Genomic DNA, 12,841 nt, shown 5'->3' on the forward strand with positions numbered 1-12,841 from the left:
CATGGGGCGCTAGGTTATCTTTCCCCTGCTCGTTTTGCGAAGAAATTTACGGACAAATCCGTCGCGTAAGTGTCTACTTTCTTGACATAGGTCCACCGCGCAGAGGTATATTCAGGCGGGTTCAGAGCTAACGATCCCCAGACACCTTATTTCGAGGAAATATAGGGGCATGAAATTTTAACGATCCTGAGAGACGTTATTTGGGCTAAAATTGCTCATCAGGAGCATTTTTGAGCCAAAAAGGGGCAAATAGCGTTTCTGGAGATCGTTAGAATTTCGATGTGCCGAAAAAGGGGTGAATAGCGTTCCTGAGGATCGTTAGCGCAGCCGGAGGATGCTAACCAGAAGGTGAAGGCGAGAGAAGGTGCCGTACGTTACATGCTACAGAGGTGTCCGCGTACCTGACGTTAGCGTTATTAATGTAAGCAGGCGAGGGTAAGAGGATCGCGATTGCGCGCTCACGGGCAGCATAAAGCGATGCTCGCATAGCCGCCGAGAGGCCCCGCTACTTGATCAGCTTGATGTAGCATAAACCTTACCCTCGTTGCGTCCTGATCCATGTTCCGCAGTCGTAACCAGGCTGCATTGTTGCCCATGCTCCGTAGTCGCATCGACGCTACAATACCGTCTGTGCTGCCATAGTGTCGTACACCGTGCATGCGGGATCACGCAGAAGTTGCAGGCTGGGGGGCCCATGCATCGCATCCTGGTCACGCAAGCTGTGCTTCTTGGCACACAAGCCGCCGCCCACATAACTCAAAAAGAGCCTGCATCAGTCCGAAAGGACCGATGCAGGCTCTTCTATTCTAACAGCAATTTATTTTGCTGCAGCGTAACGTTTGTTAACTTCATCCCAGTTGATTACATTCCAGAATGCGCCGATGTAGTCAGGGCGTTTGTTTTGATATTTCAGGTAGTAAGCATGCTCCCATACGTCCAGACCCAGAACTGGAGTCAGACCTTCGAAGAGCGGGCTGTCTTGGTTAGGCGTGCTAGTGATGGACAATTTGCCATCTTTGCCTACTACGAGCCATGCCCAGCCAGAACCGAAACGAGTAGTTGCTGCTTTAGCAAAATCTTCTTTGAACTTGTCAAAGCCGCCCAGTTCGCTGTCGATTGCTGCTGCGATGTCACCTGTAGGTGCGCCGCCGCCGTTAGGTCCGATGATTTCCCAGAACAAGCTGTGGTTAGCATGTCCGCCACCGTTGTTGCGAACCGCTGTGCGGATGCCTTCTGGTACGCTGTCCAGGTTAGCGATCAGATCTTCCAAGCTTTTGTCTTGCAGTTCAGGAGCGCTTTCCAGAGCTGCGTTCAAGTTAGTTACGTAAGTGTTGTGATGGCGATCGTGGTGAATTTCCATCGTTTGTGCATCAATATGTGGTTCCAGTGCATCGTTAGCGTAAGGAAGTGCCGGTAATTGAAAAGCCATAGTGAAATACCTCCTGAGATTTTGTAATGGATTGTTAAGGTACATATGTAATAATACCCTTGCCTCTATTATTAAACCGCATTCGGGATAATTAATCAACATTTTTGTTTATTAAGTCTCCTGAACCGTTAATGAAAAGTCAGGCCAGAGATAACAAACATATTTTACCCAATTTGAATAAAAATATGAGATTTTGACGAAAAAAATCGTTAAAATTGCAATCAACTCGATGTAAACGATTACAATAAAGCGCTTACAGAAGAAAATGCGTGTTTTATGGAGTAAAGTATGGTTTAATTGACGAAGAAGCGGTATTTTCTCGTTTTTTGTCATTATATGAACATCGGGTTTTTGGTAAAAGGGGACCCCCTTTTTTGTAAAACCTCATCTAAGCTAACGAAAAGGGAGATTTAAGACATGCACGTTCGTTCCTTTCAGTTGAGTGATGCAAGCCAGATGACGGAGCTTCTCCAGGTTGCACTATCGGAAGAGTGTTATGAAAACACGATGGGCCCGTTTGCCCGTCAATTGTCATGGGATTCTGATCTGATCATGGTTGCAGAAGAAGAGGGAGACCTCGTCGGTGCCTTGATCGGTACGATTGATCAAAACCAGGGATGCATCTATCGTATTGCGGTTCATCCAGACTATCGTCGCCGCGGTGTCGGCAAAACACTTGTCGAGGCTATGGAGCAGCGATTCCAGCAGCGCAAAGTCAGCCAGATTTGGGTGGCCGGTGATGAACACAACAAAGCAGCCATGCCTTTGTACGAAGCAATGGGGTATGGTGCCAATAAGATTCTGAGTGCTTTTCAGAAACTTAGTATTTTGTCCAAGGCTTAATTGGTGCAGGTGAATTCGGTGTAGCTAGACAAAGAAATATAAGATTGTTATTTCATATTAGGCATATCTGTTCACGCATCAACGGCGTGATGGATATGCCTTTCTATTTGGTTGAGGAGGCAGATGCAGTTATGCCTCCCTGTTTTATTTTCCCCAGAACGTGTAATAAAGAGAGCGTGTTTGCCATGTGCTGGTGGGCATCTCCAATTGTTTCGCATTCCCAAATAGAGTAGACTGAAAGGGAGTATGACCCAGGGTTACACGTGTAATCTACAAACTGATAAATGAGGTGTCTCTTTGAATTCCAATTTTTCTTCGATAGAGCCTTCAACTATGGGGGAGCGAGACCCCAACCGCAAATCTGCTCCTCAGCCATCAGGGAAGTCGTGGACAGCCGAGCTGTGGGATTGGGTGAAGACCATTGTGGTTGCGTTTGTCATTATGATGCTGCTGAACCTGTTTGTATTTAATCTGTCGATGGTCAAAGGGCAGTCCATGCAGCCAACGCTGGTGGAGCACGATCGTCTGTTTGTGAACAAGATGGTGTACCATTTCGGTGAGCCGGCCCGGTCGGACGTCATTGTGCTGCGTGACCCAAGCGAAGGTGTTGGCAAGAAGGATTATTTAGTGAAACGCATTGTTGGTCTGCCGGGAGATACGATTGAGGTCAAGGACCATCTTTTATATGTAAATGGCGTGAAGCAGGCAGAGAGCTATACCGATATTGAGATGCAGGACCCGGATTTCGGGCCAATTACGCTGGAGCCGGATCATTACTTCGTGATGGGGGATAATCGTCATGAGGGCAAAAGCAAGGACAGCCGCATGTTCGGAAGCATCACTTCCAGTGAAATTGTCGGCAAAGCCGAATTTATTTTCTGGCCCTTCTCGGAGATGAAAAAGCTGTAAAATGTTGGATCACAACAACTTCAGAACGTATTTTGCGTTTAACCATACAGGCGCGTAGGCTGTAAATTCACTTTTTGCAAGATATATAGAAATAGCGAAACGCCTGATCTCTTCAGTGAGACGGGCGTTCCTTGTTTACCGAATACGTGCCAGAGAGAAGAGAGGGAAAAGGACATGACGAGCGTACGGACCGGGGCAGCACAGGTCGCCTCCGTATGGGAGGCGTTAAAGCAGGAGATCAAGGCAGCAGGCCCGGAGCTGGGAATAGATGATATTGGATTTGCTTCAGCTGATCCGTTTGTGTCACTGAAATCACTGCTGGAGCAGTCTCGGGATAAGGGGTATGCATCAGGCTTCGAGGAGTCGGATATTGAAAAAAGAGTGCATCCCGCCCTTCAAGGCGGCGAGCCTGCTTCCCTGATTGCCATAGCCGTGGCTTATCCGTCCAAAATGATAAATCCGCCGAAGTCGGAGCCTGGCGCGTACCGCGGCATTTTTGCTCGTTCGGCCTGGGGACAGGACTATCATCAGGTGCTGCGCACGGCGATGGACAAGCTGGTTAGCTTTATCCGCGAGCGTGTGCCGGAAGCGATGATTGAGAGCATGGTGGATACCGGAGCGCTGGTAGATCGTGCGGTCTCACAGCGGGCAGGGATCGGGTTCAGTGCCAAAAACTGCTCGATTATATCGCCGAAATTCGGTTCATGGATATTCCTTGGAGAGCTTGTTACGAATATTCCGTTCCCGCCAGATACTCCCGTGACGGAGGATTGCGGAGAATGCACGAAATGCATTGATGCCTGTCCGACAGGTGCGCTGGTTGGCCCTGGCCAATTGAATGCGCAGCGCTGCATTTCTTTTCTAACCCAGACCAAAGGATTTCTGGATGAGGAGTTTATGCTCAAAATAGGCAACCGTCTGTACGGCTGTGATACATGTCAGATTGTATGTCCGAAAAATCGGGGCAAAAACTGGGATCATCATCCCGAGTTTCATCCCGACCCGGAGGTTGTAAAGCCTTTGCTGCTACCGCTGCTGGATATCGGCAACCGTGAGTTCAAAGAACGCTTCGGTCAAAGCTCTGCCTCGTGGCGGGGCAAAAAGCCGATTCAGCGTAACGCGGTCATTGCACTGGGCAATTTCAAAGACAAAAGCGCTGTACCCAAACTAACGCAGGTACTGAAGCGTGATCCGCGTCCAGAGCTGCGGGGAACCGCTGCCTGGGCGCTGAGCAGAATTGGAGGAGAAGACGCCATGAGAGCTATCGGGGAAGCTGCCGCGATCGAACAAGATGGTAACGTGCTAAGTATGCTGCAGAAGGCCAAGGAGCGACTGATGTCGTCCACTGCCTTACCCGAACAGCCACAGGCTGGTCATGCAAGCAAGCTGGAGGGCAAGAGTGAAGGCGAGCTTGAGCGTACAACGGAAATAAATGAGAAGCAGTCTGCATCTACAGACAAGCCGGAGGAAGCGGCTGCATGGAAGCCGTCCGCAGTGACTGGACTTCACGGGAAGCCTGTATATTATGATGAACTGCTCACACCCATTGGTACACTTACGTTGTGTGCAACCGATGAGGGACTGTGTCATATTGATTTTGGTGCTTTCCATGTACGGGAAGCTCATCTGCAGCAGTGGGCACGTACCTGGATTGGTGAATACCGATACGAGAAAAATGAAGAGAAGCTTAGCGATGCTGCTGAGCAGCTTCGGCAGTATTTTGCAGGGGAACGAAAGACGTTCGACTTGCAGCTTGAGCGGTATGGGACTGCATTCCAGCTACAGGTTTGGCAGGTTCTGTCCGATATATCTTATGGAGAAGCCTTAACTCACCAAGAGGTTGCGGAGAAGATCGGCCGGCCCAAGGCTGTACGCGCAGTTTTGGATGCCATTAGCAAGAATCCTATTCCGATTGTTATTCCCTGTCACCGCATGAGCGGTAAAGATGGCACCCTGGTGGGTTACGCAGGCGGTCTGCAAACCAAAGAGCAATTGCTCACATTGGAGCAGCAAACGTAAGAGCGGGGGACGTTCATGAAGTATGTAAACGTGGAAAGCGTGGAGGCGGGAGAGGTTCTGGGCAAGACAGTATATTCGAGTAACGGTACGGTTTTGCTGTCTGCCGGAGTCCAGCTCACCGTGTTTATGGTCAATACGCTGAAGCGTATCGGGGTTACCACGCTGTACATCCAGGATGAAGCGTATAAAGATATAGAGATAGAAGATATTCTGGATGAAGCTACGAAACGGGCCATTATTAATGAGATGAGTGTAACGCTCGAAGCGGTGAGGTCTGGAAAGGATTGGAGTCCGAAAAAAGTTTCACTCAGCATCGACAAGCTGCTGAATGATGTGCTGAACGGACGCGAGCTGCTCGTTCAGTTAACGGATATCCGTACCAAGGATAACGCACAGTATGTTCATGCCATGAATGTATGTTTGTTGTCATCGGTGATTGGACTGAATATGGGACTCAATTATAATCAGCTCAAGGATCTGGCTGTTGGGGCATTGCTGCATGACATTGGAAAAGTAGGCGAGCCGTCTGGCAGCAATGCTACTTCGAAGCTGCACCACACCTGGCGTGGCTTCGAAGTAATCAAGAACAAGCGGGAGTTCAGTCTGCTCGTCGCACATACTGCATTGCAGCATCATGAACATGTAGATGGCAGTGGCATCCCTAGAGGCATCACAAGCAAGGATATACATCTGTTTGCCAAAATTGTCAGTGCAGCCAACATCTACGATAACCTGATTAATGGTCTGTCAGGTAACAGTCTGCTTCCACACGAAGCATGTGAAGAGATGATGGCGATGTCGGGAACCAAGCTTGATCGGGACATTCTGATTGAGTTTAACAAAAGTGTATCGGTGTATCCGAACGGGACAGCTGTCCGGCTGTCTACCAAAGAAACCGGTGTTATCGTTCGTCAGCATCGGGGGCTGCCCGGCAGGCCAGTGATCCGGGTAGCGCGAGGCAGCACACGTTTTTCTCTGGATGTCGTCGAGATTGATTTGGCGAAGCAGACAACGGTCTTTATTGAAGGCGTGCTTGTCTAAGCCATTTATCTGGAAAATGCGTTTGCTCACGGCGTGTGGAAATGCTATGATAACTCTCAGGAAATCCGGTCGGTGTCATGTATGCATTATCGAGATGAATGATATGAATCATGATGTTTACTGGCACAGATCATCAGGTTTTTTCAGATTGCATACAGAGGTGTCTAAGAGATGGAGATTGTAATACCGATTATTACATTGATTGTGGGTCTGGTCGGTGGATTTTTCATTGGGGTGTTCTACCTGCGTAAACAGCTCGAGAAAATGCAAAGCGACCCTGAGATGCTACAGAAGATGGCGAAGCAGATGGGCTATAACCTGAATGGCAAGCAAATGCAGCGTGCCCAGCAGATGATGAAGAATCAGCAGCCAGGTGCGAAAATGCCTCAGCCGAGTCAGCATCCTGCGCGTAAAAGCTCGGGCCGCCGAAAATAATAGCTGTAGGCGGATAAACCGCTTGCATAATGTGGTTCGAAAGGAGGCGCTTGGCCATGGCTGGCGTTAAAGATTATTTGAATTCCAAAGTATCCGACAATCGGGAGAAGATCGAGTATCATGTCGAACAGATTCTCAAACTGATTGGCGAGGATAGCACACGTGAAGGGCTTCTGGAAACGCCTGCACGGGTAACCCGGATGTACGAAGAAATTTTTGGTGGATATGAGGTTGATCCCCGTGACGTGCTGGGTGTCACCTTTGACGAGAATCACGAAGAACTGGTCATCGTTAAAGATATCGTGTACTACAGCCAGTGTGAGCACCATATGGCACCGTTCTTCGGTAAAGTACATATCGGATATGTACCGAGCGGGAAAATTGTTGGTCTGAGCAAGATGGCACGTCTGGTTGAAGCGGTCACACGCCGTCTTCAGGTACAGGAGCGCATTACATCTCAGATTGCTGACATCTTGACGGAGGCTGTAGAGCCGCATGGTGTGATGGTTGTTGTTGAAGGCGAGCACTTGTGTATGTGTTCACGGGGCGTGAAGAAACCAGGCAGCAAGACCGTAACTTCGGCTGTACGTGGATCTTTTCGGGATAACCCTGCACAACGTGCGGAGTTTCTGTCTTTGATAAAAGAGTAAGGTTAGATAAGCCGGGTTCCTATGGGACCGGCTTATTTATATATAGCGTTGTTTCTGGCACGATGAGCTGGCTGTGCTGTAATAATGCATGAATTCGACAGTCGGAGGTTATGGACGATGAGTATACCTTCCCAATCCAATCAATGGCCTGAGCCGGATAAGAGGGGTTTGGCTGAACAAGGGATAACTGCCGCGAAGCATTCGTCGCTTCGCTTGCAGATTTGGGAAACGCCGCTTATGCGTCGTGGAAGCAATGTGCTGGATGCATTTGCATGGGAAGAAGTCATGTGCAGGCGAGTTGGTTCAGGACATCTGCCGGTGGCTCATATATGGCGGCATGCGGATGCCTTTGTGGCCGGGCTGCGTGATCGAAGACTGCCTCTTGCAGTCGAAGCGATGGAACGTATTCGCGGTGAGGGGGCTGCTGTATGTGTGCGACCTTCAGGCGGTGCGGCCGTCCCCTTGAATCCGGGAGTCGTGAATGTGTCTCTGATTCTGCCTAATCCCGGACATGCCATCAATATTCATGATGATTTTCGCGAGATGGCTTCGATTATTGCCGAGTCGTTAATCCCTTGGACAGCTCAGGCAGAGACTGGAGAAGTACAGGGGGCCTTCTGCCCTGGAGATTATGATGTCAGCGTGGGTGGATTGAAATTTTGTGGTATCGCTCAGCGGAGGCAGGCGAAAGCCTACATAATTACTGCGTTTATCATCGTGGAAGGTCCAGGAGATGAGCTTGCTGCAGCAGTGCGCAGCTTTTATGATGAAGCCTCAGGGGGAAGGGCTGGGGGATATCCGGAGGTGAAACCTGGCACGATGGCAAGCTTGCAGGAGCTGGCAGGCGTGCCTTCGACGGCGGCGTATACGGCGTCACTGGTGCGTACCTTACGCAGCAGGTACCCGAATGCTGGAACGGAGCGGGTGCTTTCTGTTCATACAGATGAAGTGCGCGTGACAGCAGAACAGATGAAATCGCGCTACGACTGAGTTCTTTTTCATCAGGTTTGGAATTGGGTAACAGAGATGGTATGATGTGATTTCGGAAGGAGAGGATTAGAGTGGAAACATTAAGATATACATACCTGTATGAAGTTATTTCAACAGGTGAAAAGTCAGAATTCAGCCAAATGGCAACCAGCAAGGAAGAGGCCGCTGCCCTGATTGTGGCACGTATTGCCGATCTGGAGTTTACAGAGGAGTCCGATATCAAGCTCGGCGATCTGATTGCAATCAGCAAACAGGTTGGCGACAACTACGTAGCATGTGAGGGCTGTGCTTCTTAACATAGATATGTTATGAGTGGAGTGTAATGTGAAGTGAATTGTGAGGTGAATCTCTTATATGAGATTCGCCTTTTTTGTTTGGGTTGCATGAGTGGGGTGTTAATAACAATAGCCTGCGAATTATGCGAGCTCACTCACCCAGGGTGCACCGTGCAATACATTCAACAAGAGATATCTTTCAGTCCTTTGGACTGGAGATATCTCTTTAACTTCACAGGCAGTGCTGTGCTTTAATAAGGCGGCCACAGCAGCTTGCGTGCGGCTTCATAACGTTCAGCGACAGCAGGCCAGTACACGACATTCCACCAGTCCTCGATATACTTTTTGCGTTCGTTCTGATGTTTGAGATAGTAGGCATGCTCCCATACATCCAGCGGCAAGAGCGGCACGATGTCGGATTGGGAGAGGTTCTGATGTTTTTCGGCCTGCAAGATCTCCAAGCGATGCGCTCGCGGACTCCATACAAGCATCGCCCAGCCGCTGCCCTCGACCTTGTTGGCTGCTTCAGTAAATTGATTTTTGAACGCCTCGTAGCTGCCAAAATCACGTTTGATCTGCTCTGCAAGCATGCCTTCAGGCTTGCCGCCACCTGCGGGATTCATAATGGTCCAGAAGATGGTATGCAGATAGTGACCTGCCCCGTTAAAAGCAAGCTCACGCTCCCAATGCTTGACGAGCTCAAAGTTATTCTTTTTACGAGATTCAGCCAGCTTTTTCTCGGCCGTATTCAGTCCGTCCACATAGGATTGATGGTGTTTGTCATGGTGAATACGCATCGTCAGCTCGTCAATATGTGGCTCCAGTGCGTTGTACGCGTAAGGCAGGGGAGGTAGCGTATGCCCGCCTATGGGAACGGGCTTTTCTTTAACCGGGGCCGTATTCGTCAAGGGCTCGGCTGAAGTGTTGCCACCCGCAGAAGATTGAGGTGCTGCTGATTGCGCCTGTACAGAAGGGGCGGGAGACGCATTTGTTTTGATGTTGGAAGTGGCCTGAGCTTCTTTTGCTTCACGCCGCACGTTCGGATTGTCTTCGAGCTTGGTGCTGTGCAGTGCGTTCTCCAGCAGCAGAGATGAGGCTGATGCCGCTTCTCGCAGCAGACCAGGCGTGCTCAAGGTTTCGAGTACCCCGAGGAAATACTCCGATTCACGGATGGCATGCAGAATAAATGCTTGGGCAAGCGGAACCGCACATACCGCAGCGCTTTGCTCCAGCAGGACATACAACTGTTTAATAAACGCCCTGGACTGATCCTGTGCTGCCGAGACGAGCTGATCAATGCAGCGCATGATATACGGAGCAGGGGGCTGGGTTGCGGGCAATAGCTGCTTAATCAGCTGATTCGCGACTCGTTCGCTGCCCGCAAAGGCAGCCTCCCATTCCTCCAGCAGCTTCACATAAGAAGGCTCCAGGTCAGGCACCAGAGCCCGAATAATGAGGGTATGCTCCTTCTCCTGCTCCTTCCAGAAACGGATTTCCTCCAGCGTCCGCAAAGGCAGCAGACGACCATAATCGTCGCAGTTCATATTCATGGGACCTCCAATCCTTCATTGTGAAATTACCGTACAGGCATTCATCATTCCGCGTAGTCAACGTTCAGTGATATAGCTCTGTCTCAGGCAGTATATTCCCGAAGCATGTTGTCCTATGTGCATACAAAAAAAGAGCCCCTCCGGGGCTCTGAATACGTTCACTGAGCTTTGCAGCGTGGACCACGCTAACAAAAGTCATCTATAGAATGTCGTTTAACGCACATTATTACTTGCACTTTGTACATACTCTCCGCTGGTCTTGGTCACATGACTGAGGAAAGTCGAAACACGGCGTAAATATTCCTTCGGATGCTCTCTGAAAATCAATTCGTGATGTGCATCCTTCACGATCCATTCCTCGGAATATGGATTGGTCTGATTAGCGGCAAGCTGCTCGGCAATAGGATAAGGAGCCTTCTCGTCCTCCGTACCGTGAATAAAGAAGATGGGGAACGGATAGTCTTTTTTCTTCACTTCCTGATACGGAATCTGCTGTAAACCTGTCCCGTTTAGCACAGGGAAGAGCAGCTTCATAATCTCCAGCGTAGGCTGGCGCGGCAGATTGATCTGGTTATGAATGTTATGGTAGAGCGTGTCCGGCTCCAGCAGGAACGTGCTGTCCAGAATCATGGCATCCACTTCATTCGTAAGCAATCCGGTTTGCAGGGCAGTGCCTGCTCCCATGGAGAAGCCCCAGACGACCAGCTCCTGCGCTCCGCGCTGCTTCGCGAACTGAATAGCACCAAGCAGTTGCTGGGACTCGGCTTTACCGCCAGTAGCTACAGCTCTGTTTATTTGAGAGGCAAACCCGTAATCAAACATCACAACATTGAACCCGAGCTGGTGTGCGTAGTGGGCCAGATCATACATCGGCACCCAGGTTTCCTCGCGGTTGGCGCCATAGCCATGACTGAAAATAATCGTTTTGCCCGTGTCCTTATTAGCGGGAATATACCAGCCCTGCATCGTACGGCTGCCGTCCGCTGCCGGGAAGGTGATATCCTCGTACTTCATGTTTTTCGCCTGCATGGGATTCGAGAAAACAGGTGCGACCGTAGGATTCGAAAGCACCCATGCAATATAACCGTGTAAGGCAATAAAACAAAACAAAAGGAAAAATACTACGGAGAGCAGCAACGCTACGACAATATGTTTGAACCGAATCAGCCTTGGTGACAACGAAGAGGGCAGATCGGACACTTTGGTATGCAGCGGGGCCTCGCTCTGGGATGTCGAATACATGCACGCCCCTCCTTTAAAATTCAGTTAAGCGAAATTCAGCATAAGATCACAATGTGCAAACATGCTTGTTTTTTTAAATTTAAAATCAGGCAAATACCCTGATGCTAAAGTCATGCTTTAGCATTTATTAATGAAAAGTGATTCTATCTTTATCGTATGTTCCGATATAGTTAAAGTCAATTGCTTGGCGGCATTTGTTACGCAATTGTTATATAGTTCTTTAGTTGTATAGATAACATTTCCATAGTGTGAAATTTACAGGAGATTAAGAGATGCATTTTTTGCAGAAAATGCCCACTGACTTTTAACTTTTCCCCAGATTCATCGCTCTTTTTGGTTTACAGATGAGATCGTTTCTCATATAATTTATGTAACCAAGTTTCATGTGATGAAACATGAGGAGGGCATTATGCCATGGAAGACCGCAAGTTAACCGTCCGGGCTGTAGAACGGGCGCTGGATATATTATTATGTTTTACCACGCGTAGCGATCTGGGACTCACTGAAATTGCCAGCCAGATCGGTCTGCACAAGAGCACCGTGCATCGCTTGATGGCTACACTGGAGGATAAGGGCTTTGTCATTCGTGATGCGGCTACGGAGAAATATCGACTGGGCATTCGTATCTGGGAGCTGTCTGCCCATATGTCACGCAGTGATGATCCTGCGATTCTGCTGCTGCCTGCAATGGAGAGGCTTCGGGATCGTTTGGGTGAGACGGTGAGCCTCTATCTTCGAGATGGCAGTGAGCGGATTCGGATTCAGGCGGTACAGAGTGATCAGGCTATACGCCGTGTTGCACCTGTAGGGGCCAGATTGCCGCTTTCCGTAGGAGCTTCCAGTAAAGTGCTGATGGCATTTGCCACGGAGGAGGACCGCGAGGAGCTAATGAACGGCCCGGAATGGCCCGTATTTATTGACCCGGCCGTGTATCTGTCGCAGATGGAGGACATCCGGGAGAGCGGATATGCAACCAGCTATGAGGAGCGTGAGCCTGGAGCGGCTGCGGTGTCCGTACCGATTATGGATCGCAGAGGCAGCATCGCGGCAGCGCTTTCTGTGTCTGGCCCGGTCAGCCGGCTCTCACAGGAAACACTGCATGAGTATGCACCCGTATTGAAGGAAGCGGCAGCGCAGATGGGACTTATGCTGTCGTAAATTCGTTGGCGTACTTTGGTTCAAATCGGCTTGGTGTCAGTTCTATGCGAGCATATTATCTGGAATATAAAGGTTGTATTTCTAACCAGATTAAGCTACTCTGTAATGGACGGCCCGGCGGGGCCAGTTGAAAATTCATCGTTAAGTTGAAACGCGGCTTGTACGCCGCAATATGTTTACGTTACTGGGGGAGTCCGAATTGTCCGGACTGAGACGGGATCGCATGAGATCTCGGACCCTTTGCACCTGATCTGGATCATACCAGCGTAGGGAAGTAATCGGCCATTTGACCAAGAACAC

At 49.6% G+C, this 12,841-nt stretch carries 13 protein-coding genes and 1 riboswitch; of the genes, 9 read left to right on the top strand and 4 right to left on the bottom strand.

The features are described 5' to 3' along the window. Nucleotides 1–458 precede the first annotated feature (458 nt). Both DFQ00_RS29675 and DFQ00_RS24725 read right to left on the bottom strand, forming a co-directional pair. Nucleotides 459–659, bottom strand: coding sequence for a hypothetical protein (locus DFQ00_RS29675; RefSeq protein ID WP_146236224.1), 201 nt, complete (start codon nucleotides 657–659; stop codon nucleotides 459–461). 158 nt (nucleotides 660–817) lie between these two features. Beyond that, nucleotides 818–1,429 (bottom strand): superoxide dismutase, encoded by a 612-nt coding sequence (locus tag DFQ00_RS24725; protein ID WP_110899138.1) that lies wholly within the window; start codon nucleotides 1,427–1,429, stop codon nucleotides 818–820. 417 nt (nucleotides 1,430–1,846) lie between these two features. Between DFQ00_RS24725 and DFQ00_RS24730 the strand changes: the two genes are divergently transcribed. From DFQ00_RS24730 to DFQ00_RS24765, 8 genes are all read left to right on the top strand, one after another. Next, on the top strand, nucleotides 1,847–2,272 hold the full coding sequence (locus DFQ00_RS24730) for a GNAT family N-acetyltransferase (RefSeq protein ID WP_090924581.1): 426 nt from the start codon (nucleotides 1,847–1,849) through the stop codon (nucleotides 2,270–2,272). Nucleotides 2,273–2,605: 333 nt separating this feature from the next. Further along, complete coding sequence (gene lepB, locus DFQ00_RS24735; protein ID WP_110899139.1) at nucleotides 2,606–3,181, top strand: signal peptidase I; 576 nt, start codon at nucleotides 2,606–2,608, stop codon at nucleotides 3,179–3,181. 174 nt (nucleotides 3,182–3,355) lie between these two features. Further along, the gene (gene queG / locus DFQ00_RS24740) at nucleotides 3,356–5,200 is read left to right on the top strand and encodes a tRNA epoxyqueuosine(34) reductase QueG (protein WP_110899140.1); all 1,845 of its coding nucleotides are present in this window, start codon (nucleotides 3,356–3,358) and stop codon (nucleotides 5,198–5,200) included. A gap of 15 nt (nucleotides 5,201–5,215) precedes the next feature. Continuing rightward, on the top strand, nucleotides 5,216–6,241 hold the full coding sequence (locus tag DFQ00_RS24745; RefSeq protein WP_110899141.1) for an HD-GYP domain-containing protein: 1,026 nt from the start codon (nucleotides 5,216–5,218) through the stop codon (nucleotides 6,239–6,241). A gap of 171 nt (nucleotides 6,242–6,412) precedes the next feature. Continuing rightward, nucleotides 6,413–6,676: a YneF family protein gene (locus tag DFQ00_RS24750; protein ID WP_110899142.1), complete on the top strand. Its 264-nt coding sequence runs from the start codon at nucleotides 6,413–6,415 to the stop codon at nucleotides 6,674–6,676. A 56-nt stretch (nucleotides 6,677–6,732) separates the two neighbouring features. Next, the gene (folE, locus tag DFQ00_RS24755) at nucleotides 6,733–7,326 is read left to right on the top strand and encodes a GTP cyclohydrolase I FolE (RefSeq protein ID WP_110899143.1); all 594 of its coding nucleotides are present in this window, start codon (nucleotides 6,733–6,735) and stop codon (nucleotides 7,324–7,326) included. Nucleotides 7,327–7,443: 117 nt separating this feature from the next. After that, nucleotides 7,444–8,316, top strand: coding sequence for a lipoate--protein ligase family protein (locus DFQ00_RS24760; RefSeq protein ID WP_110899144.1), 873 nt, complete (start codon nucleotides 7,444–7,446; stop codon nucleotides 8,314–8,316). A 71-nt stretch (nucleotides 8,317–8,387) separates the two neighbouring features. Then, entirely contained in the window at nucleotides 8,388–8,612 is a 225-nt protein-coding gene (locus tag DFQ00_RS24765; protein WP_090924575.1) for a hypothetical protein, read from the top strand. Nucleotides 8,613–8,842: 230 nt separating this feature from the next. Here the strand turns inward: DFQ00_RS24765 and DFQ00_RS24770 are convergent, their stop codons facing one another. Both DFQ00_RS24770 and DFQ00_RS24775 read right to left on the bottom strand, forming a co-directional pair. After that, nucleotides 8,843–10,135, bottom strand: a complete 1,293-nt coding sequence (locus DFQ00_RS24770; protein ID WP_110899145.1) for a Fe-Mn family superoxide dismutase — start codon at nucleotides 10,133–10,135, stop codon at nucleotides 8,843–8,845. 219 nt (nucleotides 10,136–10,354) lie between these two features. Continuing rightward, entirely contained in the window at nucleotides 10,355–11,383 is a 1,029-nt protein-coding gene (locus DFQ00_RS24775; RefSeq protein ID WP_110899146.1) for an alpha/beta hydrolase, read from the bottom strand. Nucleotides 11,384–11,797: 414 nt separating this feature from the next. Here DFQ00_RS24775 and DFQ00_RS24780 point away from each other — a divergent pair, with 414 nt between their 5' ends. Beyond that, nucleotides 11,798–12,541 carry an IclR family transcriptional regulator gene (locus tag DFQ00_RS24780; protein ID WP_110899147.1) on the top strand — a complete coding sequence of 248 codons (744 nt, stop codon included), beginning with the start codon at nucleotides 11,798–11,800 and terminating at the stop codon, nucleotides 12,539–12,541. Between the two features lie 176 nt (nucleotides 12,542–12,717). Next, nucleotides 12,718–12,831, top strand: a riboswitch (TPP riboswitch). Nucleotides 12,832–12,841: the final 10 nt, after the last annotated feature.

It is taken from the genome of Paenibacillus barcinonensis (assembly GCF_003217495.1).
Classification (GTDB): domain Bacteria; phylum Bacillota; class Bacilli; order Paenibacillales; family Paenibacillaceae; genus Paenibacillus; species Paenibacillus barcinonensis.

Bases quoted from the DNA above. Each gene is read 5' to 3' on its own strand.
- DFQ00_RS24725 (WP_110899138.1), bottom strand. From the start codon at position 1,429: ATGGCTTTTCAATTACCGGCACTTCCTTACGCTAACGATGCACTGGAA.
- DFQ00_RS24775 (WP_110899146.1), bottom strand. From the start codon at position 11,383: ATGTATTCGACATCCCAGAGCGAGGCCCCGCTGCATACCAAAGTGTCC.
- folE (WP_110899143.1), top strand. From the start codon at position 6,733: ATGGCTGGCGTTAAAGATTATTTGAATTCCAAAGTATCCGACAATCGG.
- DFQ00_RS24780 (WP_110899147.1), top strand. From the start codon at position 11,798: ATGGAAGACCGCAAGTTAACCGTCCGGGCTGTAGAACGGGCGCTGGAT.
- queG (WP_110899140.1), top strand. From the start codon at position 3,356: ATGACGAGCGTACGGACCGGGGCAGCACAGGTCGCCTCCGTATGGGAG.
- DFQ00_RS29675 (WP_146236224.1), bottom strand. From the start codon at position 659: ATGCACGGTGTACGACACTATGGCAGCACAGACGGTATTGTAGCGTCG.
- DFQ00_RS24770 (WP_110899145.1), bottom strand. From the start codon at position 10,135: ATGAACTGCGACGATTATGGTCGTCTGCTGCCTTTGCGGACGCTGGAG.
- DFQ00_RS24750 (WP_110899142.1), top strand. From the start codon at position 6,413: ATGGAGATTGTAATACCGATTATTACATTGATTGTGGGTCTGGTCGGT.
- DFQ00_RS24730 (WP_090924581.1), top strand. From the start codon at position 1,847: ATGCACGTTCGTTCCTTTCAGTTGAGTGATGCAAGCCAGATGACGGAG.
- DFQ00_RS24760 (WP_110899144.1), top strand. From the start codon at position 7,444: ATGAGTATACCTTCCCAATCCAATCAATGGCCTGAGCCGGATAAGAGG.
- DFQ00_RS24745 (WP_110899141.1), top strand. From the start codon at position 5,216: ATGAAGTATGTAAACGTGGAAAGCGTGGAGGCGGGAGAGGTTCTGGGC.
- lepB (WP_110899139.1), top strand. From the start codon at position 2,606: ATGGGGGAGCGAGACCCCAACCGCAAATCTGCTCCTCAGCCATCAGGG.